At 70.3% G+C, this 22,215-nt stretch carries 21 protein-coding genes, 1 tRNA gene and 1 pseudogene; 14 read left to right on the top strand and 9 right to left on the bottom strand.

The features are described from left to right. The first annotated feature begins 17 nt into the window (after window positions 1–17). A complete protein-coding gene (locus tag ACWC5O_RS19550) occupies window positions 18–1,637 on the top strand; it encodes a protein kinase domain-containing protein (RefSeq protein WP_450584516.1) in 1,620 nt (539 codons plus the stop codon). 3 nt (window positions 1,638–1,640) lie between these two features. On the opposite strand, the gene ACWC5O_RS19545 is transcribed toward ACWC5O_RS19550, so the two are convergent. Continuing rightward, window positions 1,641–2,447 carry an SGNH/GDSL hydrolase family protein gene (locus tag ACWC5O_RS19545; protein WP_450584518.1) on the bottom strand — a complete coding sequence of 269 codons (807 nt, stop codon included), beginning with the start codon at window positions 2,445–2,447 and terminating at the stop codon, window positions 1,641–1,643. Window positions 2,448–2,710: 263 nt separating this feature from the next. Here ACWC5O_RS19545 and ACWC5O_RS19540 point away from each other — a divergent pair, with 263 nt between their 5' ends. The 5 genes from ACWC5O_RS19540 (at window position 2,711) to ACWC5O_RS19520 (ending at window position 10,000) form a co-directional block, all read left to right on the top strand. Beyond that, a complete protein-coding gene (locus tag ACWC5O_RS19540; protein ID WP_450584520.1) occupies window positions 2,711–3,145 on the top strand; it encodes a hypothetical protein in 435 nt (144 codons plus the stop codon). Between the two features lie 389 nt (window positions 3,146–3,534). Continuing rightward, on the top strand, window positions 3,535–4,356 hold the full coding sequence (locus tag ACWC5O_RS19535; protein ID WP_450584521.1) for a glycosyltransferase family 2 protein: 822 nt from the start codon (window positions 3,535–3,537) through the stop codon (window positions 4,354–4,356). Next, window positions 4,353–5,384, top strand: a complete 1,032-nt coding sequence (locus tag ACWC5O_RS19530) for a glycosyltransferase (RefSeq protein ID WP_450584523.1) — start codon at window positions 4,353–4,355, stop codon at window positions 5,382–5,384. Before ACWC5O_RS19535 ends, ACWC5O_RS19530 begins: the two co-directional genes overlap by 4 nt. A gap of 34 nt (window positions 5,385–5,418) precedes the next feature. Beyond that, a complete protein-coding gene (locus ACWC5O_RS19525; RefSeq protein ID WP_450584525.1) occupies window positions 5,419–6,219 on the top strand; it encodes a polysaccharide deacetylase family protein in 801 nt (266 codons plus the stop codon). Continuing rightward, entirely contained in the window at window positions 6,212–10,000 is a 3,789-nt protein-coding gene (locus ACWC5O_RS19520) for a lipopolysaccharide biosynthesis protein (protein WP_450584527.1), read from the top strand. Before ACWC5O_RS19525 ends, ACWC5O_RS19520 begins: the two co-directional genes overlap by 8 nt. 18 nt (window positions 10,001–10,018) lie before the next feature. Here ACWC5O_RS19520 and ACWC5O_RS19515 read toward each other — a convergent pair whose 3' ends face one another. After that, the gene (locus ACWC5O_RS19515) at window positions 10,019–11,440 is read right to left on the bottom strand and encodes a GH39 family glycosyl hydrolase (protein ID WP_450584650.1); all 1,422 of its coding nucleotides are present in this window, start codon (window positions 11,438–11,440) and stop codon (window positions 10,019–10,021) included. Window positions 11,441–11,550: 110 nt separating this feature from the next. On the opposite strand from ACWC5O_RS19515, the gene ACWC5O_RS19510 reads away from it, so the two are divergent. Next, complete coding sequence (locus tag ACWC5O_RS19510; protein WP_450584529.1) at window positions 11,551–12,645, top strand: DUF5925 domain-containing protein; 1,095 nt, start codon at window positions 11,551–11,553, stop codon at window positions 12,643–12,645. Window positions 12,646–12,694: 49 nt separating this feature from the next. Beyond that, window positions 12,695–13,468, top strand: a complete 774-nt coding sequence (locus ACWC5O_RS19505; RefSeq protein WP_450584530.1) for a DUF72 domain-containing protein — start codon at window positions 12,695–12,697, stop codon at window positions 13,466–13,468. A gap of 60 nt (window positions 13,469–13,528) precedes the next feature. On the opposite strand, the gene ACWC5O_RS19500 is transcribed toward ACWC5O_RS19505, so the two are convergent. Then, entirely contained in the window at window positions 13,529–13,900 is a 372-nt protein-coding gene (locus tag ACWC5O_RS19500) for a GntR family transcriptional regulator (RefSeq protein WP_450584532.1), read from the bottom strand. A 72-nt stretch (window positions 13,901–13,972) separates the two neighbouring features. Between ACWC5O_RS19500 and ACWC5O_RS19495 the strand changes: the two genes are divergently transcribed. Both ACWC5O_RS19495 and ACWC5O_RS19490 read left to right on the top strand, forming a co-directional pair. Next, complete coding sequence (locus ACWC5O_RS19495) at window positions 13,973–14,938, top strand: GNAT family N-acetyltransferase (RefSeq protein WP_450584533.1); 966 nt, start codon at window positions 13,973–13,975, stop codon at window positions 14,936–14,938. Next, window positions 14,919–15,419 carry a DUF402 domain-containing protein gene (locus ACWC5O_RS19490; RefSeq protein ID WP_450584534.1) on the top strand — a complete coding sequence of 167 codons (501 nt, stop codon included), beginning with the start codon at window positions 14,919–14,921 and terminating at the stop codon, window positions 15,417–15,419. The genes ACWC5O_RS19495 and ACWC5O_RS19490 overlap by 20 nt, the downstream gene beginning before the upstream one ends. A gap of 52 nt (window positions 15,420–15,471) precedes the next feature. Here the strand turns inward: ACWC5O_RS19490 and ACWC5O_RS19485 are convergent, their stop codons facing one another. Continuing rightward, window positions 15,472–16,092: a class I SAM-dependent methyltransferase gene (locus tag ACWC5O_RS19485; RefSeq protein WP_450584535.1), complete on the bottom strand. Its 621-nt coding sequence runs from the start codon at window positions 16,090–16,092 to the stop codon at window positions 15,472–15,474. Window positions 16,093–16,230: 138 nt separating this feature from the next. Between ACWC5O_RS19485 and ACWC5O_RS19480 the strand changes: the two genes are divergently transcribed. Continuing rightward, window positions 16,231–16,365, top strand: coding sequence for a hypothetical protein (locus ACWC5O_RS19480; RefSeq protein ID WP_450584537.1), 135 nt, complete (start codon window positions 16,231–16,233; stop codon window positions 16,363–16,365). Window positions 16,366–16,392: 27 nt separating this feature from the next. Here ACWC5O_RS19480 and ACWC5O_RS19475 read toward each other — a convergent pair whose 3' ends face one another. After that, window positions 16,393–16,842 carry a GNAT family N-acetyltransferase gene (locus ACWC5O_RS19475; protein WP_450584539.1) on the bottom strand — a complete coding sequence of 150 codons (450 nt, stop codon included), beginning with the start codon at window positions 16,840–16,842 and terminating at the stop codon, window positions 16,393–16,395. A 44-nt stretch (window positions 16,843–16,886) separates the two neighbouring features. Further along, complete coding sequence (locus tag ACWC5O_RS19470; protein ID WP_450584541.1) at window positions 16,887–17,963, bottom strand: medium chain dehydrogenase/reductase family protein; 1,077 nt, start codon at window positions 17,961–17,963, stop codon at window positions 16,887–16,889. Between the two features lie 115 nt (window positions 17,964–18,078). Between ACWC5O_RS19470 and ACWC5O_RS19465 the strand changes: the two genes are divergently transcribed. Together ACWC5O_RS19465 and ACWC5O_RS19460 are read left to right on the top strand one after the other, a co-directional pair. Beyond that, entirely contained in the window at window positions 18,079–18,804 is a 726-nt protein-coding gene (locus ACWC5O_RS19465; protein WP_450584542.1) for a hypothetical protein, read from the top strand. A gap of 112 nt (window positions 18,805–18,916) precedes the next feature. Next, window positions 18,917–19,225 (top strand): annotated as a pseudogene (locus tag ACWC5O_RS19460) (transposase family protein); the annotation flags it as partial. 496 nt (window positions 19,226–19,721) lie between these two features. Here the strand turns inward: ACWC5O_RS19460 and ACWC5O_RS19455 are convergent. Both ACWC5O_RS19455 and ACWC5O_RS19450 read right to left on the bottom strand, forming a co-directional pair. Next, the gene (locus ACWC5O_RS19455) at window positions 19,722–20,342 is read right to left on the bottom strand and encodes a hypothetical protein (RefSeq protein WP_450584544.1); all 621 of its coding nucleotides are present in this window, start codon (window positions 20,340–20,342) and stop codon (window positions 19,722–19,724) included. Window positions 20,343–20,594: 252 nt separating this feature from the next. Next, window positions 20,595–20,798, bottom strand: coding sequence for a hypothetical protein (locus ACWC5O_RS19450; RefSeq protein WP_450584546.1), 204 nt, complete (start codon window positions 20,796–20,798; stop codon window positions 20,595–20,597). Window positions 20,799–21,054: 256 nt separating this feature from the next. Between ACWC5O_RS19450 and ACWC5O_RS19445 the strand changes: the two genes are divergently transcribed. Further along, window positions 21,055–21,168: transfer RNA gene (locus ACWC5O_RS19445), tRNA-OTHER, on the top strand. A 381-nt stretch (window positions 21,169–21,549) separates the two neighbouring features. Here the strand turns inward: ACWC5O_RS19445 and ACWC5O_RS19440 are convergent. Next, window positions 21,550–22,056 (bottom strand): hypothetical protein, encoded by a 507-nt coding sequence (locus ACWC5O_RS19440; RefSeq protein ID WP_450584547.1) that lies wholly within the window; start codon window positions 22,054–22,056, stop codon window positions 21,550–21,552. Between the last annotated feature and the right edge of the window lie 159 nt (window positions 22,057–22,215).

Raw genomic sequence — 22,215 nt, 5'->3', positions numbered from 1 at the left:
TGGAGAAATCACGCGAGATGCCGTGGGGGTCGCCCGTGTCCGAAGAGCCGGGCCGTGAACGTGTGATCGCGGGTCGCTACCGTCTGCTGTCCCCGCTGGGCGAGGGCGGCATGGGCACCGTGTGGCGCGCCCGTGACGAGGTGCTGCACCGTGAGGTGGCCGTCAAGGAGGTGCGGGCCCCGGCCGGGCTGCCCGCTTCGGACGTCGAGCGGATGTACGCGCGCCTGGAGCGCGAGGCGTGGGCGGCGGCCCGGGTCGCCAACCGCAACGTGGTCACGGTGTACGACGTGGCGATGGAGGGCGGCCGCCCCTGGGTCGTGATGGAGCTGGTGCGCGGGCTGTCCCTCGCCGACCAGCTGGAGGCCGAGGGTCCGCTGCCGCCGCAGCGGGCCGCGCACATCGGTGCCGAGGTGCTGGCCGCGCTGAGTGCCGCGCATGCGGCCGGGGTGCTGCACCGGGACGTGAAGCCGGCCAACGTGCTGCTGGCCAACGACGGCCGGGTCGTCCTCACCGACTTCGGTATCGCGACGGTCGAGGGCAGTTCGGCGCTGACCATGACGGGTGAGGTGATCGGCTCGCCCGAATTCCTGGCTCCGGAGCGGGCGTTGGGCCGTACGCCGGGCCCGGAGTCGGACCTGTGGTCGCTGGGCGTGCTGCTGTACGCGGCCGTCGAGGGCAACACCCCGTTCCGGCAGGACACTCCGCTGAGCACCCTGCGTGCCGTGGTGGACGAGGAGCTGCCGCCGCCGCGCCGGGCCGGACCGCTCGCCCCGGTCATCGAGGGGCTGCTGCGCAAGGACCCCGCCGAGCGGCTGTCCGGCGAAGGGGCCGAGCACGAGCTGCGGATCGTGGCGGCGGGCGGGACCCTCGGGCCGGCGCGCACGGAGCCGGTGCAGGCCTCGCCGTACACCCCGACGATCGCGGCCGAGTCCCAACGCCCCTCTCCCACACCGCCGATGCCCCTGTCCACCGGGTGTCCGGAGCCGCGGACCACCACCGTCGAGCCGCGCCGCAACCGGCGGGCCGGCGTGGTGCTGGTGGCCGGTCTCCTCGCCGTCGTCCTGGCGGTGGCGGGACTGACGTACGCGCTCCTCAACCGGAACAACGGCGGCGGTGGCGGGAACACCGGCGCACACACCAGCCGGGCGAGCGGCAGTACGCACTCCCCCAGCCCGAGCACCAGCACCCGCTCGGACACCGCCGCGCCGCCCCCGGCGCAGAGCAGCAGCGCCACGGCGAGCAGTCAGCCGGTCCAGTCCGTGCGGGTCACCCTGACCGGCGCGCACACGGAGTACGACGGAAGCTGCCCGCCGCCGACCGCGCAGGCGCCCACGTTCACGGCGACGTTCACAGTGGGGCGGGTGCCCACGCAGGTGGAGTACCGGTGGGTGCTCGCGCACGGGTCGGTCTCCGACCCTGGGTGGAAGACGCTGTCGTTCCCCGCGGGCGGCGGGAAGACCCAGCAGGTGCAGGTGGTCGTGACCGCCTACTCCGACAGCGGGACGATCGAGAACGAGATCAGCGTGGAGGTGCGCAGTCCGGTGCGGACCACGTCGAACTCTGTGCCGTTCACGGTGACCTGCGCGACGACGGAGACCCCGTCGGACGGGGCCTCCGCTTCACCTTCGGCCTCGTGACGGTCAGGCCGCGTTCGTGAGCACCGGCAGGTAGCCGCCGGACTGGCCGGCCGCGGTGGGGTGGTAGGACTCGCCGATGGAGAGCCAGTTGACGCTGTGCAGCCAGGAGTCGCCGGAGCAGATCTCGTGGCCGGTGAACGTGGTGCGGACGTCGCCGAAGACGAAGTCGTGGTCCAGGGCGCGCTTCTGGATGGCGGCGTCGATGTAGTCGGCCGCGCTGTTGATCGCGGACCGCTTGGTCTCGGAGAGGCCCAGGCAGGTCTGGCCGAGCTGGTAGAAGCGGGGGTAGCCGATGACGACCACCCGGGCGGACGGGGCTTTGGCGCTGATCGCGTTGTACACGGCGTCGAGCTTGCCGGGGAGCGTGGAGTCGACGTACGCCTTCGCCGTGTTGATCCGGGACAGGCACGAGCTGTCGGACTGGAGCACACAGGTCGTCATGACGTCGGCGAAGCCGGCGTCATTGCCGCCGATGGTGATCGAGACCAGGGCGGTGGAGGAGTTGAGCGAGCCGAGCTGATTGGCGAGCACGTCGTCCGTCTTGGCGCCCGAGCAGGCGTTGAAGGCGAACGAGGACGGACTGTGGGCGGCGTTCCACAGGTACGGGTACGCCTTGGTGCTGCGGTCGCAGCTGCCGCTCGAGCTGATGTAGCTGCCCGCTCCGACTCCGGAGGAGTAGGAGTCGCCGAGCGCCACATAACCGCCGTTCGCGACAGCCGTGGAGGCCTGCGCCGTGGCGGCCCCGGTGAGGGCGAGGCCGGTGGCGAGGAGGAGCGAGGTCACGTATGCCGTAAATCGGGAACGTCTCATGGAACCTCCCTTTAGCAGGATCTCTGCCACAACTGTCGTAGCAACTACGCGTGTTGACTGGAAGTGTTCATGCCAAGACTTTTTAGCCCTCAACGACGTCTCAACGGGATCGACTCAGGACGTTCACGCTCCAGATATTGCGTGCGCATGTCATCTCTGCTGACATTTCGTCACCCGTACGAAGAGTCGTCATCTTGACGGCCCACACGGGCCTGCGCCACATTGAAGCCCGGCATCCGGCGCGTCGGGGGGCAAAGTCGCCAATGCAGACCTTGCGTATCAAGACACCTTCGACAGACAGCGCCGGGGACGACGCCGAGCGGGCGCGGCCAGGTCCGGGGAGGGACCTGTCTCCGCTGCTCGCGGGGGCGGCCACAGCCGCGGGCGCGGTCGGCGCACTGCTCGCGCTCACCGACGCCGACTCACCGCTGCGCGGTCCGTGCACGCTGTTCTTCCTGCTGGCGGCGCCGGCCGTGGCGATCGGGGCGGCACTGCGGGGGCTGGATCCCTACGGCCGGGCGCTCACCGCGCTTGCGGGCTCGGTCGTACTGGACATGCTGGTTGCCCAGGGCATGCTGGCCGTGCACCGCTGGTCGGTCCGCGGCGGAGTGGTCGCGGTGACCGCGCTCAGCATGCTGCTGCTCCTGCTCGTCCTCGGCCGGGAGAAATTCCGTTCGAGGAAACCCGCCCAAGAGTGACGAAGCCAGGCCAAAGTTGTGTAACGGCCAAACCAATAAAAACGTGAGACGCCGTTCCAGGTCTTGCCATTCTGCTTCAATCGTCAATACCGTCGTACATCTCACCCGCATCGGTCCGTCAGTACACGGTTCAGGGGAGGGCTCAGGGCCGTGACGTTCCGGCGCGGGGCGCGGTAGGGGGGTGCCGTGCTCGGTGACCGCACTTGTGACCGAGTCGTGCCGCGCGACCGGCTGCCGTCCTTTTCCGGCAGACCGGCCAGCTTTGCCAGCTCGTCTGCGTGCACGGAGACCGTTTCGCCGCGCCGCGGATGAGAACCCCCCTTTCGAACCGGACAAAGAGCCGGGCCGCCCAGGGGCGGGCGGTCCACCGGACGAGAGGGACCACACTCATGAGTTCCGTTCTGCATCCGCCGAGTTCGGGCCAAGATCCGTTAATGGCCACCCACTACCGGCCCATCTCCTCTCACCTGGCGATCACTCCGCCGGTGAGCGTGGTGATTCCCGCCATGAATGAGGCGGAGAATCTGCCCTACGTCTTCAAGACCCTTCCGGACTGGATACACGAAGTGGTTCTTGTGGACGGCAATTCCACCGACGACACCGTCGACGTGGCCCGTTCGCTGTGGCCCGCGGTGCGCGTCGTCGAACAGCAGGGCAAGGGCAAGGGGGATGCCCTGATCACCGGGTTCGAGGCATGCACCGGCGACATCATCGTGATGGTCGACGCGGACGGCTCGGCCGACGGCGACGAGATCGTGTCGTACGTCTCCGCCCTCGTCTCGGGCGCCGACTTCGCCAAGGGCTCGCGCTTCGCCAACGGCGGCGGCACGGACGACATGACCTTCATCCGCAAGCTCGGCAACTGGGCGCTGTGCACCATCGTCAACCGCAAGTTCGGCGCCCGCTACACCGACCTCTGCTACGGATACAACGCGTTCTGGCGGCACTGCCTCGACAAGATCGACCTCGACTGCACCGGTTTCGAGGTCGAGACGCTGATGAACATCAGAGTGGTCAAGGCGGGGCTGAAGGTTCAGGAGATCCCCAGCCACGAATACCTCCGCATCCACGGCACGAGCAATCTGCGGGCCGTGCGGGACGGGATCCGGGTGCTGAAGGTCATCCTCAAGGAGCGTTCCAACCGGCGTGCCCTGCGCCGCCAGGCCCACCACGAGCGACTGCTGAACACCGGACGGGGAGAGGTGTCTTGAGAGATCCCGGCATCTCCGTCGTGATCTGCGTGTACACCGAGGAGCGCTGGGAGGACATCCTCGCGGCGGTCTCCTCGGTGCGCGCCCAGTCGTATCCGGCGCTGGAGACGCTCCTGGTCGTCGACCACAACCGGGCCCTGCTGGAACGGCTGGCCCGCGAGTACAAGGAGGCCGCCGATGTGCGGGTGCTCGCCAACGCCGGCCCGCGCGGTCTGTCGGCCGGCCGCAACACCGGAGTCGTCGCCTCGCACGGCGAGGTGATCGCCTTCCTCGACGACGACGCCGTGGCCGAGCGGGACTGGCTGCGCCGCTTCGCCGAGGGGTACGCCGACCCGCGGGTGATGGCGGTCGGCGGCCGTACGCTGCCCGTCTGGGCCTCGGGCCGGCGTCCCGTCTGGTTCCCGCAGGAGTTCGACTGGGTGGTGGGCTGCACCTACCGTGGCCTGCCGCCGGGCCGGGTCCGGGTGCGCAACGTGCTGGGCGGAAACGCCTCCTTCCGGCGTACGGCGTTCGACGCGGCGGGCGGCTTCGCGACCGGCATCGGCCGCGGCGGCGACCGGCGCCCACTGGGCTGCGAGGAGACGGAACTGTGCATCCGCCTCACCCGGGCCCGCCCCGACGCGGTCCTGCTCATCGACGACCGCGCGGTGATCCACCACCGGGTGCCCGCCACCCGCGAACACTTCGCGTACTTCCGCACCCGCGCCTACGCCGAGGGCCTGTCCAAGGCGCTGGTGGCCCGCAGCGTCGGCGCCGGCAAGGGGCTCGAGTCCGAACGCCGGTACACCACCCGGGTCCTGCCCGCCGGGATCGCCCGCGGCCTGCGGGACGCCCTGCTCGCCCGCCCGGGCGGCGCCGGACGCGCGGGCGCGATCGTCGCGGGGGTGCTCACCGCGGCGGGCGGCTACGTGGTGGGCAGCGTGCGGGCGCGGCGAGGCGGGCCGACGTTCTCCGTCGTGCCCGTCGGGACAGGGAGAACACCGGGGAGCGAGGCGGGCGCGGGAATGGAGGAGGGGGAACGTCCATGAGCCGCACGGGCGTATGGATCAAGGGGGAACGCCCATGAGCGACACCGCCGTACCCATCCTCATGTACCACGCGGTGGCGAGCGCGCCGAACGACGCCACCCGGGCCCTGTCGGTCGCGCCGGAGGCCTTCGCCGAGCAGATGGCGCTCATCGGTGACCTGGGCCTGACCCCGGTCACCACCGCCGACCTCGCGGCCCGCTGGCGGTCCGGCCGCCCACTGCCCGAGCGGCCGGTGCTGATCACCTTCGACGACGGCTACGAGGGGGTCCACCGGCATGCACTGCCCGTGCTCGCCAAGCACGGCTTCCCGGCCACGCTGTTCGTCTCCACCGGCTGGATCAGGGGCGCGTACGACACCGGAGGCGGCCTGGACGCCATGCTCGACTGGCAGCAGGTGCGCGACCTCGCGGACACCGGGATCGAGATCGGCGGGCACAGCCACTCCCACCCGCAGCTCGACCAGCTCGACGACGCCGGCCTGCGCACGGAACTGGTCCGCAGCACGGAGATCGTCACCGGCGAACTGGGCGCACGGCCGGTGTCGTTCGCCTACCCCTACGGCTATTCCAGCCGCCGGGTCCGCGCCGCGGTGCGGGAGGCCGGGTACGCCCAGGCGCTCGCCGTCGGCAACGGGCTCGCCCGCCGCCGCCAGGGGCCGTACGCCCTGCAACGCGTCACCGTCCGCCGCGGCACGGACGCCGAGGAGTTCGAGCGGCTGCTCCAGGGCCGTGCCATCACCCGTAACTTCGCCAAGGACCGCGTTCTGACCAAGGGGTACGCCCTCGTCCGCAGAACCCGCCAGGTCCGCCGGAAGGCCATCCGTTCCCGTGTCTGACACGACCACCACAACCGAGGCCGCAACGGCCGAGGACCAGGCGCCCGAGCAGTCGGGGCGCCGCCTCCGCCTGCCCGGGACGGGCCGGGGGTCCGGCGGCAACCAGCTGTTCCGCAACGCCTACGCGCTGATGCTCAACACCGGCATCTCCGCCGTCCTCGGGCTGGGCTTCTGGCTGGCCGCGGCACGCTACTACTCCGAGTCGGCGGTCGGGCAGGGCTCCGCCGCCATCGCCGCGATGAAACTGCTCGCGGGGCTGACCGCGGTGACCCTGACCGGCGCCCTGGCCCGCTTCATCCCGGTGTCCGGACAGCGCACCGGACGGCTCGTCTTCCGTACCTACGCGGGCAGTTCGCTGCTGGTGGCGGTGGCGGCGGGGATCTTCCTGCTGACGCTGGACGTGTGGGGGCCGTCGTACCGCTTCCTGCACGGGCCGATCAACGGGCTCGGCTTCATCCTGGCCGTCGTCGCCTGGAACCTGCTCACCCTCCAGGACGGCGTGCTGACCGGGCTGCGCAGCGCGCCCTGGGTGCCGGTGGGCAACACCGTGTTCTCGGCGGTGAAGCTGGGGCTGCTCGTCGCGTTCGCCGTGGCGATCCCGACCACCGGCGTCTTCGTGTCCTGGGTCGCCGCGATCGCCACCTCGGTGGTGCCGCTGGGCTGGCTGGTGTTCCGGCGGCTGGTGCCCCGGCACGTCAAGGCGACCGAGGACCACGCCAAGCCGCCGACGCTCAAGGAGATCGGGCGGTTCCTCGCCGGCGACTACACCGGTTCGCTGTTCTCGCTCGCCGTGGTCTACCTCGTCCCGGTGATCATCGCCTCGCAGATCAGCTCCGAGGACAACGCGTACTTCTACATCACCACCACCATCGGCGGCACGACCAACCTGCTCGCCATCAACATGGGCGCGTCCCTCACGGTCGAGGGCTCGCACGACCCGGGACGCCTCGCCGCCAACACCCGCGCCGCGCTGAAGCGGATGGCCCGGATCATGCTGCCGATCGCGAGCGTGCTGTTCGTCGGCGCGCCCTGGATCCTCGGCGTCTTCGGCGCCGGCTACGCGGACGCGGCGACCCCGCTGCTGCGCTGGTTCGCGGTGGGCACGGTGCTGCGGGTCGTCATGGAGACGTACTTCGCGGTGCTGCGCGCACAGAGCCGTACCGCCCCGCTCGCCTGGCTGCAGGGCCTGTTGTGCGTGCTCGTGCTCGGCCTGACGCTGCTGCTCCTGCCCCGGATGGGCCTGACCGGAGCGGGCGTCGCCGAGATCTCCAGCCTCGCGGTGATCGTGGCGGTCGCCGCGCCGAAGCTGTGGCTGACCATCCGGTCCGCACCCCCTGCCCTCCTGCCGGAGACGGCGGCACCGGACGGGGACCTCGCCGACCTGGGGGCGCGCGAGGTGCCCGCCGTCACCCAAGTGCCCCGGCACAGCCCGGCCTGGGCGCTGGACAACGACACCCTCGCCCTCGGCATCCACGTCGACTTCGACCACGTCGAACGCCGGCCGGACGTCCGTCCGGGCCCCGGCACCCCGCCCGCGGGCACGCCCGTGCCGCGACCGGTCGAGGAGCCGGAACCGGGCGCGGAGGCGTCGCTGGGTCCGGCCGAGGCGGCGCTGCTGAAGGAGGCGGAGGTCGACGCGCCGTTCGAGGCGGCGGCACCCCAGAATGCGGTGATGGACGAAGTCGCGGACGAATCCCTGGACATGGCCATGCGCGAGGTCATGGACGAGGCCGTGGACGAGGAGCCACCCGCGCCGCCCATCCGTCCGGGGCTCACCCGCTCCGGTGTCGTCCTCGGCTGTCTGCTGATCGCCGCGCTCCTGCTGTACTGGGTGCCCGCGCTGCGGCTCGGCGAGGCCGACCTCGACGGGATGGGCGGGCTCGGCCTGGTCTCCGTGCTGCCGCTGCCGACGCTGGTGGGGGCAGCCCTGCTGATCACGGTGTTCGCCTCGCTGCTCTGGCTGCGCCGTGAACACCGGGCCCTGCTGCTGGTCACGCTGCTGGCGACCGTGGTGTCCCTGCACGCGTTGCCCGCGGTGCTGGAGACCGAGCCACGGTTCGCGACGGCCTGGCAGCACCTCGGCTTCATCGACTACATCGACCGCACCGGGTCCGCCGTACCGGACCTGGACGCCCGCTGGAGCTGGCCGGGATTCTTCGCGGTGGCCGCGTTCGTCGCCCGGGCGTGCGGGGTCGACGACTTCACGGAGATCATCCGCTGGTGGCCGACGGCCATCCAACTCGCCTATCTGGCCCCGATGTTCCTGCTCACCCGGTCGCTCCGGGCGAGCTGGCGGGCCAAGTGGACCGGCGTGTGGCTCTTCGTGCTCAGCGGCTGGGTCGGCCAGGACTACTTCTCCCCGCAGGGCTTCACGTTCCTCCTCTACCTCGTCTTCGTGGCGATCCTGCTGGTGTGGTTCCGCGCTCCTCACGTGATCTGGACGAAGTTCCGTCCGGGAGAGGCCGAGGTCGAACCCACCGACCGGCGCCAACGGGCCGTGCTGCTCCTGGTGCTGATCGGTCTGTACGCGGCGAGCGTCCCGGCGCACCAGCTCACCCCGTTCGTGATGCTCGGCGTGCTCGCCGCGCTGGTGCTGCTCGGCCGCTCCGAACTGCGCGGGCTGCCCATCCTGTTCGCGGTGCTGGTCGCGGTCTGGGTCGGCTTCATGGCCGAGCCGTACTGGTCCGGGCATTTCGACGACCTCTTCGGCGGGGTCGGCGGCGTCGGCAGCAACGTCTCGACCTCGGTCTCCGGCCGTATCCAGGGCGGGAACTCGACCCACAAGCTGGTCCTGTACACCAGGGTCCTGCTGGCCGGCTCGGTGCTGGCCCTCGCCTGCTGGGGCTGGTGGCGGCGGCGCTTGCACCGGTACCGCGAACGGTCCCTGCTGGTGCTCACCTTCGTCCCGTTCCTGGGCTTCGGCATGCAGTCGTACGGCGGCGAGATGGCCCTGCGCGTCTTCATGTTCGCGGTACCGGGCGCGGCTCTGCTGGGCGCGCTCGCCCTGTTCCCGCGCACCGGCGTCACCGCGAAGGAGCGCGAGAAGGAGCGGGTCAGCCTCGCCCCGCTGGCCGCGCTGCTGGCCGGGCTGCTGCTGATGGGCGGCTTCCTGGTGGCCCGGTGGGGCAACGAGTCGTTCGAGCGGACCCGGCCGGGCGAGGTCACGGCCATGGACTGGGTGTACGCCCACGACCGGCCGACGGTACGGCTGCTGTGGCTGAGCCAGGACACGGTCAACGACGTGACGCCGGCCATGCCGTGGGGCGCCCGGGACATGGAACGGGTGAACTACGTGCCGACGCCGGCACCCGTCGACCCGGTGCTGGTGTCCGGCCTGGTGAAGGCGCTCAAGGACGCGGGCCCGAACTCGTACCTGATGATCAACGAGAGCCAGGTCACCTATCTGGAGCTGGACGCGGGCTACTCGGCGACCTGGAAGTCCCGGCTGATCCACAACCTGGACAACCGGCAGGAGCTGACGAAGGTCCTGGTCAACGACGACGTCACCGTGTTCGCGCTGCGCAAGCAGCCGGCGGGCCCGGTGCCGAAGCCGAACCCGGGCCGGATCGGGCCGCAGGTGACGTGGACGCCGTGGTCGGTGGTCGGCGCGCTGGCCGCCGTCACGCTGATCCTGCTGCTCACCGCGCGCGAGGTGGTCCGGGTCGCGGCGCGGCCGAGCACCCGGCAACTGCGACGGCTGCAGGGCAGCTTCTGGTTCTCGCTGCCGCTGCTGGCGGTGCTGCTGGCCTCACTGGTGCAGCGTTTCCTGACCATGAAGTGACGGGTGCGGGGTGGTGGCTCAGCGGCCGAGCCACCGCACCTCGTACGCGTGCATGTCGAACCGCTTCCCGTCGACCTGGGCGCTGATCGGCCGGTCCAGGGTGTTGACCACGAGGACCGTCCTGCTGCTGGCCAGCACCCGCACGTTGGGCACGTCGTCCTGGGCGACGGACACCGTCTCGTACCGGGTGCCCGGCGGGAACGCCCGGTCGAACCGGGACACCAGGTCGTACATGGGGAGTTCCCCGCCCCCGCCGGGCACGTCGGTCGGCGTCCACAGGCAGCCGGGACAGTCGGTGCCCGTCTTCTCCTCCGGGTTCCAGTAGAAGCCGGAGTCGGCGCCGCCCTTGACCATGGCGATCATCCCCGTGGCGTGCACGGCGCGGCGGTGGGCCTCGGACCAGCCCCTGCGTTCGTCCTTGCCGTCGGCGGGCTCGACGTAGTACTCGGCCCACCACAGGGGCAGGTCATGGGTCTGCTGCCGTACCCACTGGCCGACCGCGGTGAGCTTGTCGGTGGCCGCGAACTCGTCGGGCAGCAGGTCGTCGTCGTTGGTGTAGCTGGAGCCGTCGACGACCACGAAGTCGGCGCCGGTCTTGTGGCTGTTCCAGTACGCGAAGGCGTCGAGGACCCGCTGGTCCATCGCGCCCCAGGCGCCCCGGAGGGCGGTCGACGCGTTCTCCTTCTGCCGTGGGTCGACACTGTCCATGACCAGGTACGGCCCGCCGACCATGATGTCCTTGTCGACCTTCTTCAGCGCCTTGTAGACGAGGTTGTACATCGTCGTGTAGCCCTCGTAGTCCCAGCGGCCCTCGGCGTTGTTCCAGAAGCCCTTGAACTCGTTCCACACGATGAAATGGCGTACGTCGGGATAGCGCTTGGCGACGGTCGCGGCGAGCTCGGCGAAGTCCTGGTAGTGGTCCGGGGTGGGCGCGGTCTCCAGGGCGGCCTGGCTCCAGTCGGTGTTGTCGACGCCGGCCCTGCCGCCTTTCATCCAGTCCGGCGAGCAGCACAGCGTGACCACGGGGGTGCCGCCGGACCTGCGGATGAAGTCGATCCGGCGGTCCATGGCGCCGAAGTCGTAATGGCCCTTCACCGGCTCGGGGTTGTCGGCGCCCCAGCCCATGAGGGCCTGGTCCTGCGGCAGCCCGCCGTTCTTCGCGAGCAGCTCCGCGACCCGGTCGGTGGCCGCGCCGCTGCCCTGGTCGGCGCTGTACTGGGTGTGGGTGAAGCCCCAGCCCACGAACGGCTCCGGGCGCTCGGACGCGGTGGCGGGCGTGCCGTGGACCTTGTCGCCGTCGCGCGAGGTACCGACGGTGCTTCCGCTGCCGGGCAGCGTGCTGATCAGGGTGACCACCAGGGCCAGAGCGGCAACGCCCACACCGAGCAGGGCGGTGAGCCGCCATCGCCGAGTCCCCGTATACCACTCATGACGTCCCATCATGGACAACAGTAACGGCGCAGACCACGTACGGGGCAGGTCTTGGGAACACCCGGGACAAGGGGTGGAAATGCCGTGCGCGGAGGGCATCGGTGCCGGATCATGGCGGCATGGCCGCGAACCCACACGACGCTCTGCCGATCCGGCTCCACGTCGACGACTCCGACTCGCCGTCCGACGTCGTCGACGCGCTGTTCCTCGGCCGCTTCGCGACGGGCGAGCAGCCGTACTCGCACGCGGTGAACATCGACCGCGTGCGCTCCGGCGCGACCCTGCTGCCGGAGGGCGCCCGGGTGCTGCGGGTCGCCCGCGACGACGACCGCAGCGCGACCCTCGCGGAGGGCGACGGCTGGACCCTGCTGATCTCCCGCTGGAACCGGGGCGCGGACGTCACGGTGACCGCGACCAGCGCCGAGCTGGCGAAGACGGTCCTCGACCGGGCTACGGACGGCGCCTCCGACGAACCGGAACCGCAGCCGGAGAACGTGACCATGGGCTTCTGGTACGTCTCCCCGCGGCGCGGCCCGCACCGCACCACCCGCCAGATCTCCGCCGGCACCTGGGACGAGGTGCGCCCCAACTACACGGCCCCCGTGGCGGAGGCGATGGACCGCCTGATGAAGACGACCCCGGAGGACATCGCGGGTCGGCTGCTCCTGCTGCACGGTCCGCCCGGGACCGGCAAGACCTCCGCGCTGCGCACGCTCGCCCGCTCCTGGCGGGACTGGTGCCAGGTGGACTGTGTGCTGGACCCGGAGCGGCTCTTCTCCGACGTCGGCTACCTCATGGACATCGCGATCGGCGAGGAGGACAGCGCGGGCAAGGGCCGCTGGCGGCTGCTCCTGCTGGAGGACTGCGACGAGCTGATCCGCGGCGAGGCCAGGCACACCGCGGGCCAGGCCCTGTCCCGGCTGCTCAACCTCACCGACGGCCTGCTCGGCCAGGGCCGCAACGTCCTGGTCGGCGTCACCACCAACGAGGACCTGGAGCGCCTGCACCCGGCCGTGGTCCGCCCCGGCCGCTGCCTGGCCCGCATCGAGGTGGGCCCGCTGACCCGCCGCGAGGCGGTGAACTGGCTCGGCGCCGAGGAGGGCGTCGGCCGGGAGGGCGCGACCCTGGCCGAGCTGTTCGCACTGCGCCGGGGCACGACACCCACGTCGGTCCCCGGGGCCCGGGACGGCGCGGACGCGGGGTTGTACCTGTAGCCGCGAGGTTGTACCTGTAGCCGGTCGCCTCCGGTGCTTTGATGGATGTATGACCCTGTTCGTCGGCACGTCCGGGTGGCAGTACAAGGACTGGCGGGGGGTCCTGTACCCGGGCGACTGTCCGATCCGGCTGTGGCTGGAGGAGTACGCGACGCGCTTCGCCACGGTGGAGATCAACAACGCCTTCTACCGGCTGCCGACGCGGGAGAACTTCGAGGCCTGGCGGAACCGGGTGCCGGACGACTTCGTGGTGGCGGTGAAGGCGAGCCGGTACCTCACGCACATCAAGCGGCTGAAGGACCCCGAGGAGCCGGTCCACCGCCTGATGACCCACGCGGCGGGCCTGGGCGCCCGCCTCGGCCCGGTCCTCCTCCAGCTCCCACCCACCCTGCGCGTGGACCCGTCCCTGCTGGGCACCTGCCTGGCCTGCTTCCCCTCCGACACGAGAGTCGCGGTCGAACCACGCCACGACTCGTGGTGGACACCCGAGGTGCGGGAGGTCCTGGAGTCCCGAGGCGCGGCCCTGTGCTGGGCCGACGTCCGGGCCCAGCCGGTGACTCCCCTGTGGCGCACGACGGACTGGGGCTACGTCCGCTTCCACGAGGGCCGCGCCCAGCCGTGGCCGCACTACGGCCGACGGTCTCTGGAGACCTGGGTGGACCGCATCGCGACGACCTGGTCCGACGCATGTGACGTGTATGCGTACTTCAACAACGATCCCGGCGGAGCGGCGGTGGAGGACGCGGTGACGTTCGGGACGGCGGCGACGAGAGCGAGCCTGACGGTGACACGAACGCCGAGTGCCCTCTCATCACGCCGTTAGGCGATGTCGGCCACAACGGGGCTCAGCCACGACGGCCCTTCCCGGCGGTGCCGAACCTGCTCAGCCCTCCCCGTACGCCGCCCGCAGGGCATCCCGCACAGCGGCCAACGCCTCGTCCTCGGTAAGCCCGAGCCGCCGAACCCGCTCCACGTAAGCCTGAGCGGCCAGCGACGCCTCCCGCACCGCGGCCGAGCCGGCGGCGGCCACAAACGTGCCGTTGCGCCCCCGCGTCTCGATCACCCCGTCGCCCTCCAGCGCCCGGTACGCCTTGGCCACCGTGTTCACCGCGAGCCCCAGCGACTCGGCCAGCCCCCGCACGGTCGGCAGCCGGTACCCCACCGGCAGCACCCCGGACCGCGCCTGCTCGGAAATCTGCGCCCGCACCTGCTCGTACGGCGGCGCGCTGTCATCGATGTGGATCTTCAGGCTCACAAGGCCGATTGTCCCGCACCCACCGGAAAATCAGAGGCATCCCCCGCACATCTCCCCGTACGGTGCCTCCTCATGACTGTGATCGTGCGCGACCTGCAGCCCGACGTCCAGGCCGACACCGAAGGCTACGCCCAGGTCCGCCATCTCGCCCTGCCGTACATCCTGTTCACCCCGGAGTCCGTCCGCCACACCCTCACCCACAGCCACCCCGACGCCCGCTTCCGCGCGCTGATCGCGGTCGAGGACGGCGAGGTGATCGGCGCGGCCGGGGTCTCCCTCGCGCACGACAGCACGGAGCCGGGCCAGGGGTACCTGAACATCTACGTACGCCCGGACCGCACCCACCGCGGTGCCGGCCGGCTCCTCGCCCGAGCCGCCGAGGAGCATCTCACCACTGTGGGCGCGACCAAGCTGTACACCTGGGTCCTCGACGAGCCGGCCCATCGCGCCTTCGCCGAACGGCACGGCTACACCCGGGGACGCCCCGCGCATTTCCTCCGTCTGGACCTGGCGCACGGCACCCTCCCGCCGCTCCCGGAGGTCCCGCCGGGCGTGGAGCTGCGCCCGGCCGCCGACTTCGCGGACGACCCGCGACCGCTGTTCGAGCTGGACGCGGAGACCGTGTCGGACGAACCGGGCGAGATCAACGTCGAGTTCACGGACTACGACGCCTGGCTGGAGCAGACGTGGCAGCATCCGCTGCTGCACCCCGAGCTGTCCATGGCCGCGGTCGTCGACGGCCGCCCGGTCGCCTTCAGCGTGGCCTACACCGCCGGCGCCACCCTCCCCCACGCTCGAACAGGCTCGCGCGGGGGGACCCCCATGACCACCGCGATGACCGGCACCGCCCGGGCCCACCGCGGCCGCGGCCTGGCCAAGCTCGCCAAGATCCACTCCCTGTACCGGGCACGTGCCGCCGGCCTCACCGAGGCCTTCACGGGCAACGATGCCGGCAACGACCCGATGATCGCGATCAACAAGTGGCTCGGGTACGAGATCTGCGCGACGGAGGTGCGCTATGTCCGCGAACTCGGCTGAGGCCGCTGCCCGGGTGGAGGTCGTCCTGGTCAAGGGCGGCCGCACGAAGATCCGTTATCCGGCGGAGCTGCTGGCCGACGACGGCGTCCGCGTCTCGGTCCGTGCCCCGTGGGCGGGCGAGGGTGTGCGCGACTTCGGCTTCGTGCGGTTCGAGGCGGGCGACGTCTTCACCGAGCACTACTGGCGGGACCGCTGGTACTCGGTGAAGGAGGTCCGGGCCGGGGACGGCACCGTCAAGGGCTGGTACTGCGACATCACCCGCCCGGCCGTCCTGTCCGGCAGCGAGCTGGTCGTCGAGGACCTGGACCTGGACCTGTGGCGCTCCGCCGACGGCAGGGACGTACGGCGTCTGGACGAGGACGAGTTCGCCGAGAGCGGGCTGGCGGAGACGGACCCCGAGGCCGCGTCCGCCGCCGTGGCCGCCCTGGACGAACTGGAGGCGCTGGCCCGCGAGGGCGGCTTCGGAAAGCTGCTGGCCTGACGCCTCGGGACGCCCCACCCCCCGGCTACACCGGCTACACCGGCTACCCCGGCTACCCCGTCGCGACCACCGCGTACCGCTCGTCGTCCACGGTCTTCCCCCACAGCACGGGGTCGTCGGACAGCCGCTCCACGCGCACGTGCCCGGCGACGGGCGCCAGGAGGGCGGTGAGCCGCTCGGCCGGTATGCCGACCGGGGTGAGGGTCCCCCAGACCCCCTCGACCAGCACGAACCGGCCTCCGGGCCGCAGCAGGGTGCGCCAGTGCCGCAGGACGCGCGCGGGGTCGGGCAGCGCCCACAGCACATGCCGGACGAGGACGACGTCGTACCGCTGCTCCCCCACCGGCGGCGCGGCGGCGTCCCCGTGCAGGACCACGGCGTCCCGCCCGGCGAGCTTGGCCCGGGCCCGCTCGACCATGGCCGGCGAGCTGTCGACCCCGGTCACCCGGTGTCCCTGCTCGGCGGCGAGGAGCGACAGGCTGCCGGTGCCGCAGCCGAGGTCCAGGACGTCGGCGGGGTGCTCGGGCAGCCAGGACCGGAGCAGGGCCGCCCAGGCGGCACGCACCTCGGGTGCGCGCAGGCCGTGGTCCGGCTCGTCGTCGAACGCGGTGGCCGCCGCGTCCCAGTCCACCTCGGCACCCACCGCAACCAGATGCTCACTCTCGTTCGTCATTCCCCAAGAGTGACACCCGCCACTGACAGTCCCGACGTGACAGCCGCCACTGACAGACCGGCACCGATGAGGAACTCTCGCCCAAAGGGTCTGCCTCCGTGGCACCACGGATCCAGGTGGGCACTGGAGGAGGCAGTCATGCGCCGAGTGACCGTGCAGAAGCCCCTGAAGAGGACGGACAGCCGCCGGATCCGCGAAGAGGCGGAGGAGCGCCCCGCGGGGCGTCCGGAGGTGCGCAAGGACATCGCCCGCACCTGGTGGCCGGACAGCTGACCGGACCAGCCCTTTCCGGCGCCGGTGTCAGACCAGTCGTTTCCGGTAGTGGATGCGGTCGTACGGCCCGTCCACGCGCCGCTCCACGACCTCGTAACCGAACCTCGGATAGATCGTCTGGTTCTCCCACATCAGCGCGTTCGTGTAGAGCCTGACACCGGGCAGACCGAGCGCACGCGCGTGCGCGTCCACGAACTCCAGCAGGCGCCGCCCCACTCCCTTGCCGTGCGCGTCGGGATGGACGGCGATGCTGTCGAGAAACAGGTGGTCGTCGTGAGCCTCGACGACGACGAGCCCGACCACCGGCTCCCCGAACACGAACACCCTGCCCGCGGCCACGTCCGCCGCATGGTCCGCCTCCATGGGTTGCGGCACCACCCCGATGCGCTCGATGTAGTGGTGGTACGCCGCATCGGTCACGGCCTTCACGGTCGGCACGTCGGCGGCCCGAGCGGGCCGGATCTCGTCGTTCGTCATGCCGGGAACGCTATCCACCTCAGCGCAGTCCGAGCATCGGAGGCTTATGGCACGAGCACGAGCTTTCCCTTCGCCGCCGAGCGCTCGAGCATCTCGTGCGCGCGACGAGCCTCGGACAGCGGTAGGCGTTCCGCCACGACCGGGTGGATCCTGTGCTCGCGGAGCAGCTCGAGCAGCGCGCGGAAGTCCGCCCGGAACTGGTCCGGGTCGCGGGGACCGCCCCCCACGGGAAGTGCTGGGTGGGCGCCGGCCACGGGAAGCACTTGGCGGTGATGACCGTGCAGTTTCTGGATCCGGTAGGCGAGCGCCTGCCGGCGGGGCGAGAGCAGGCTCCACAGCCAGACGGTCCCGGTCGCCGCGTACCACTCCGCCCAGGCTCGCCAGTTCTTGTGCCCGTGCTCGAGCGTGGCGTAGTGGCCGTACACGACAAGCCGTCCGCCGGGCCTCAGCGCGCGGAAGGAGCGCAGGGACACCGCGCCGCCGAGCCCGTCGAGCACGACGTCCACGCCTTTCCCGGGGAGCTCGCGCACCCGCTCCAGGAAGTTCTCGGTGCGGTAGTCGATCGCCACTGCGCCGAGCCGTTCGACAGCGGCGCCGTCGCGGGCGGATGCAGTTCCGTAGAGGTGAAGCCCGGCGACCGCTCCGAGCTCGAGGAGCGCGGTGCCCACCCTGCCGGCAGCACCGTGCACGAGCACCGTCTCGCCGCGCTTCACCTTCGCCACGCGGTGAAGCAGCTGGAAGGCGGTCATGTAGGTGAAGACGAGGTTCAGGACCTCCGCCGGGTCGAGGTTCTCGGGCACCTCGACCGCCTCGGCCTCCGGCACGCACACGCGCTCCGCGTCCGCGCCCCACACCGTCAGCGCACCGATGCGGTCCCCCACGCGCAGTCTCGAACAGCCCGGCCCGAGCTCCTCGACAGTGCCGACGAGTTCATAGCCGGGCGTGAACGGCGGCTTCGGTACGCCGAGATACGTGCCGGCGCGCAGCTGGGCATCTGTGAACGACACGCCTGCGGCCAGCACCCTGACGCACACTTCGCCCGGCCCCGGCCGTGGATCGTCGTCCTCCACGACCCTCAAGACCTCGGGGCCGCCGAAATGATCAATGACGACGCGCTTCATCTCCTCAGGCTAGGCGGACCGCACTGCCCTCGCATCCGATCGGCCTTGCGGCTCGATCAGCAATGGCGCCGGGAAACCCCTCGCGACGGTACAGCCCGGCATTCACCCCTGAAGGGTGACGCTCACGGCCCAAAGCGGCGACGAACGTGGTTGGCGTGAGGTCGGCCAGACGTTCGGCAGGGAGTTCCTGATGTCAACTACCCACGAGACCAGGCAGCTCGACGAGGTCCGCAACGCCCGCTACGGAGAGATCGTCCTGATCAGCCCTGGGGAACGGGGAGAGCTTCGGGCCGAGGTGTACAACACCATGGGTCTCAACGACTGCCCGCCGGAGAAGTGGTCGGCTCTGGACGCAGGCAGCGTTGCCCGCGAAGCCGAGGTGCCTGCCGCTTGGTTGAACGGTCCACGGTTCTGGCTGATGGACCGCATCACCGCGTCCAGGGTCGGCGACATCCGCTCGTTCCAGGGGCTTGAGGCACGCTGGGTCGCCGCACTGGAGATTCCCGCGGGCTTGGACCTCAACGGCAGGGGAAATGAGCGCTTCTACAAGGACGTGGTGATCAACCGGGACACCGAATGGCTGTTCGCTGCGGGCAAGCCCGTCCATCAACTGCTCGATCCCGATGGCCGTACGTATGTGATGCAGGCGTACTCACACATCGTGGACGACACCCTCACCATGGACGCGCTTCCCAGGCTGGCGGACCGGCTGCAACTCCCGGATGGATGGACCTACCGCGAGGACACCCCGGCACACGACCTCTCGCTGCGTACCGTGACCGGAGAGGCGCACGTCCTCCAGGACGAGCTTGAGAACACCTACATGCTCTTGACACAGTGAGCCCTTTCCAAGCCGACGGTGCTGACCGCGAGTTGGACAGTCCTGCGCAACGAAGAAGCTCCTGGTAGACGGGTTCTCGACCAAGATCACCCGCGCCCGCCACGAGCTTCGCGTGCATGTCCACCCGTCCTCGATTGATCTGTCCCGCCATACCTTGCGGTTCCTGACCGGACAGCTGACAGCCAGTCGGCAGGAGATCGGGACGCGGTGGCGGCACCTTTCCGCCGCACGTCAGGCCCTGCTCGCCCTGGCCCACCTGCGGTGCGGCGACACCTGCTACTCCGGGAAGCACAAACGCCACGGCATGAACGTCCAGGTCCCCACCGATCCGTTCGGACGGCTGCTCTGGGCCTCGTCGGCTCTGCCCGGCTCGACTCACGACCTGACCGCCGCGCGGCAGCACGGGATCATCGAAGCCCTCGCGGTGTTCGCGACGCACCTCCCACACACCTCGCCGGAGAAGGAAGAACCGGTCACAGATGGACGAGTGTGGGCTCGAGCACCGCAGAATGCGGCCACGGTCAGAACGTGCCTCCGGCGGGGGCGCTCAGGCTCCGAGACGGATGGGGCGCCGTCTGCGAGTGCGGCCGTGGAGTGGCGTGCGCGGGGGGGGCTCCCATCCTGCCTGCCATCGGCCCAGACAGAGTCGAGCGGGCGTGGCCCCTGGCGTCCAGGTCTTCGTTCAGTGGCGCGCTCCACTTGGACGCCAGGGCCCACGCCCGCTCCACGGTGTGTGGGTCGACGGCAGACGGGATGGGAGCCGGGGGGTAAGTGGTGGCTGCTGGAAGAGTGGCCAGCTCAGGCCATCCGAGCGGCAGGTGATCGCGGATGACCAAACGGAGCACTTGGCGGCGGTGCCGAGGGAGGAGGACATGAGGGCGCACGTCGACGCCCTCACGCCTTCGCCGTACTGCGCCTCAGTCCGAGCAGGGCGTGCCGGGCCCTGGCCGGTGGCCGTCCGCCAAACCGGTGGAGACAGGCCAGAAGTGGTCACCGCACACGCACGGTGTGATGGTCGCCGTGAACGACCCGCTGTTGTCGGAGTCGACGTTGTCGTTGACCGCGAGGTACAGCTCTCCGGTACCCACCAGGGTCGTCGGGCCCGCCCCGATGTAGTGCCAGGGTCCGTTTCCGATCCGGGCGATGAGCGACCAGGCAGGGACGCCCGGCAGCGGGAAGTCCGAGCCCGCGAGCGTCGTGCTGACGCCCCACGGAGTCTCGGTCGTGGTGACGTTGCGCTGGATCGCGATCGTTCCGGTCGCCGTGATCTTCACGGCGCTGCGTACGCATACGCCGGTGTCGATCACGCCCGTGGCGCCGGGGATCCCGGTGGGACCGGCCGTGGCCGGAACCTGGACGGTGGTGCTCGGGGCGGGCAGCTGGGTGATGGGACACGCGGGTACGCCGTCACGGTGCTCGGCCGCCACGGCGGAGCCCGGGCCCACTGCCAGCGCGAGCGCCATCGCGGCGGGGGCACACAGCCGTCCGCGGTGGGCCGCGGCCCGCGCGATGGCCTTGAAAAGGCTTCTTGCGTTCATCCGCCAAGACTCCTGAGGGGTGAGGGGATGCATCAGCGACCCCAGTAGCGCATGACACAAGGCCAGAGACAGGACAAGGCTTGGCACAACGGGCGGGAACCAACCGAACGGCTCAATCACCGAATGCCTTCGTCCGCACCGGCTGCCAGTCACGGACCTGAGGACGGATCGCCCTGAAAGGCCGGGTATCACGGCCGTACTGGTGCCTCCTGTCATCCGCGTACGCGATCTTCCAAACTCGTACGTCGCCGATCAGGAGTAGAAGCCCCGGCCGTACTCCTCAGGCCCGACACTGAAGTCGTCCGGACGATCACGGCGCAGTTCCTCATACCGGACCGCGAACACGTCGATGGCTTCATGAACCGTACAGCCCAACACTTCGCAGATCGTCTTGAGCGCCGAGACGATCCGATGATCGACGATGTCGCGATCTACGCTTGCCGGCAATGTGGTCACGGGTCCCCCGAAGTCGCTGTACAGCAGCGGAGTACAACAACCGCACAGACCACAGTCAACCGAGTAAGCCCCCTGGCAAGCCAACGGCCAGCCAATCGAGACCGTCGCGCCGATAGTTCGCATCGAGGAGCGCACCTGGTCAGGCGGGCGTCCGGCCGTCGGCTCGCGCTGAACAATCAGACGGGCATGAACGCAGGTGAACGCCCAAGGAGAAGGAAGCGCTAGCCACGGCTGACATCAACAGTGCCGGACACAGGCACCCGTGCGCGGCCCAGCACGTATAACCCGACCACCCACTGACGCCGCCAGGTCGCGCTCGGATCGAACTCCTAAAGCGGGTGTCGCAGGTTCGAATCCTGCCGGGGCCCCAAGGGAAACGCCTTTTCAGAGGGCGTTCCGTGATGGCCCGTCTGGGACTGCCCAGGCGGGCCGTACACATTGTGTACACCCTCCAGAAGATCGCCAGCCCGGGCCGCCACTTCGATTGCGCACTGATCGAGCAGCCCGCGCGGCAGTCCGGTGAACGACACGAGTTCCTCCGTCGCGCGAGCATGAACTGACGCGTCACGTCACGAGCGTCGGCCACCGCGTTGAGACAGTCGGGCCACAGGTGCCCGTACAGCGGCGAGCTGTCCCCCGGCGCGCGCTGTCTGCTCGTCGATTCGCAAGCCGCCCCGCTCCAGCCCGCGTGAGCAGCCCTCACGCCAAGTCCCCGCCTGCGCTCCCGCAGACGGGGACTCCGCCCTGTGCGTTAGTTCCTCCGGCGACGCCCCTGCGCATAGGGGCCGTGGCGATCATGTTCCCGCCATTCCTCGTCATGGGGGTCGCGGTCTTCGCCGCCCGCGTTGTCTCCGGGAGTCGAAATGTGTTCCCCCTTGTTGACCTTGGCCAGCAGGGAGGCGAGGGGATCAGGGGGATCGTCGCTGAAGCGATCGGAGCCGCGCTCGGGCGGCGGCCCCGGCTCTGTCCTGTCGTGACGCGAACGTGATGTACCGCTCATGAGCAGCCCCCTCCGACTCACTGAGATGCACTCGAGATCTTTCCCTGGAAGGCCCCGGGTAACCCGACTTCGACCTTGCCAGTGCTGTGCAACGTCCGTCTGTTCCTTGCGCGTTGGCTTCGCTGACGAGGCGAGAATGTGCGCCGTCAACGCCGGAAGACCTCGTGGCTCCGATTGATCGCGCAGACTCAGCATGAACGACAGCACGGGGTCGTTGTCGATCACCTGCTGCGTGCGCCGTTTGCCTTCCTCGATCAACCCGTACCACCTGGACGACGCGGACGGCGGGTACAGCAACGCCGGTCGCAATCTGCCCGCCAGCGGTCACTGGAGCTTCTTCGCAGAAGCTCTACGAGCTGTGATCACGTACGAGTAGTCCGTGGCTCAAGGCAGACGTACAGATCGGAGAGCAATGCT

This window comes from Streptomyces sp. NPDC001450 (assembly GCF_053597295.1).
Note: the sequence above shows the minus strand (reverse complement) of the source record. Positions and strands in the feature narration are given on the sequence as shown.

Bases quoted from the DNA above. Each gene is read 5' to 3' on its own strand.
- ACWC5O_RS19490 (WP_450584534.1), top strand. From the start codon at position 14,919: ATGTCCGCGAACTCGGCTGAGGCCGCTGCCCGGGTGGAGGTCGTCCTG.
- ACWC5O_RS19550 (WP_450584516.1), top strand. From the start codon at position 18: ATGCCGTGGGGGTCGCCCGTGTCCGAAGAGCCGGGCCGTGAACGTGTG.
- ACWC5O_RS19510 (WP_450584529.1), top strand. From the start codon at position 11,551: ATGGCCGCGAACCCACACGACGCTCTGCCGATCCGGCTCCACGTCGAC.
- ACWC5O_RS19535 (WP_450584521.1), top strand. From the start codon at position 3,535: ATGAGTTCCGTTCTGCATCCGCCGAGTTCGGGCCAAGATCCGTTAATG.
- ACWC5O_RS19505 (WP_450584530.1), top strand. From the start codon at position 12,695: ATGACCCTGTTCGTCGGCACGTCCGGGTGGCAGTACAAGGACTGGCGG.
- ACWC5O_RS19545 (WP_450584518.1), bottom strand. From the start codon at position 2,447: ATGAGACGTTCCCGATTTACGGCATACGTGACCTCGCTCCTCCTCGCC.
- ACWC5O_RS19540 (WP_450584520.1), top strand. From the start codon at position 2,711: ATGCAGACCTTGCGTATCAAGACACCTTCGACAGACAGCGCCGGGGAC.
- ACWC5O_RS19455 (WP_450584544.1), bottom strand. From the start codon at position 20,342: ATGAACGCAAGAAGCCTTTTCAAGGCCATCGCGCGGGCCGCGGCCCAC.
- ACWC5O_RS19485 (WP_450584535.1), bottom strand. From the start codon at position 16,092: ATGACGAACGAGAGTGAGCATCTGGTTGCGGTGGGTGCCGAGGTGGAC.
- ACWC5O_RS19495 (WP_450584533.1), top strand. From the start codon at position 13,973: ATGACTGTGATCGTGCGCGACCTGCAGCCCGACGTCCAGGCCGACACC.
- ACWC5O_RS19515 (WP_450584650.1), bottom strand. From the start codon at position 11,440: ATGGGACGTCATGAGTGGTATACGGGGACTCGGCGATGGCGGCTCACC.
- ACWC5O_RS19480 (WP_450584537.1), top strand. From the start codon at position 16,231: ATGCGCCGAGTGACCGTGCAGAAGCCCCTGAAGAGGACGGACAGCCGC.
- ACWC5O_RS19525 (WP_450584525.1), top strand. From the start codon at position 5,419: ATGAGCGACACCGCCGTACCCATCCTCATGTACCACGCGGTGGCGAGC.
- ACWC5O_RS19470 (WP_450584541.1), bottom strand. From the start codon at position 17,963: ATGAAGCGCGTCGTCATTGATCATTTCGGCGGCCCCGAGGTCTTGAGG.
- ACWC5O_RS19475 (WP_450584539.1), bottom strand. From the start codon at position 16,842: ATGACGAACGACGAGATCCGGCCCGCTCGGGCCGCCGACGTGCCGACC.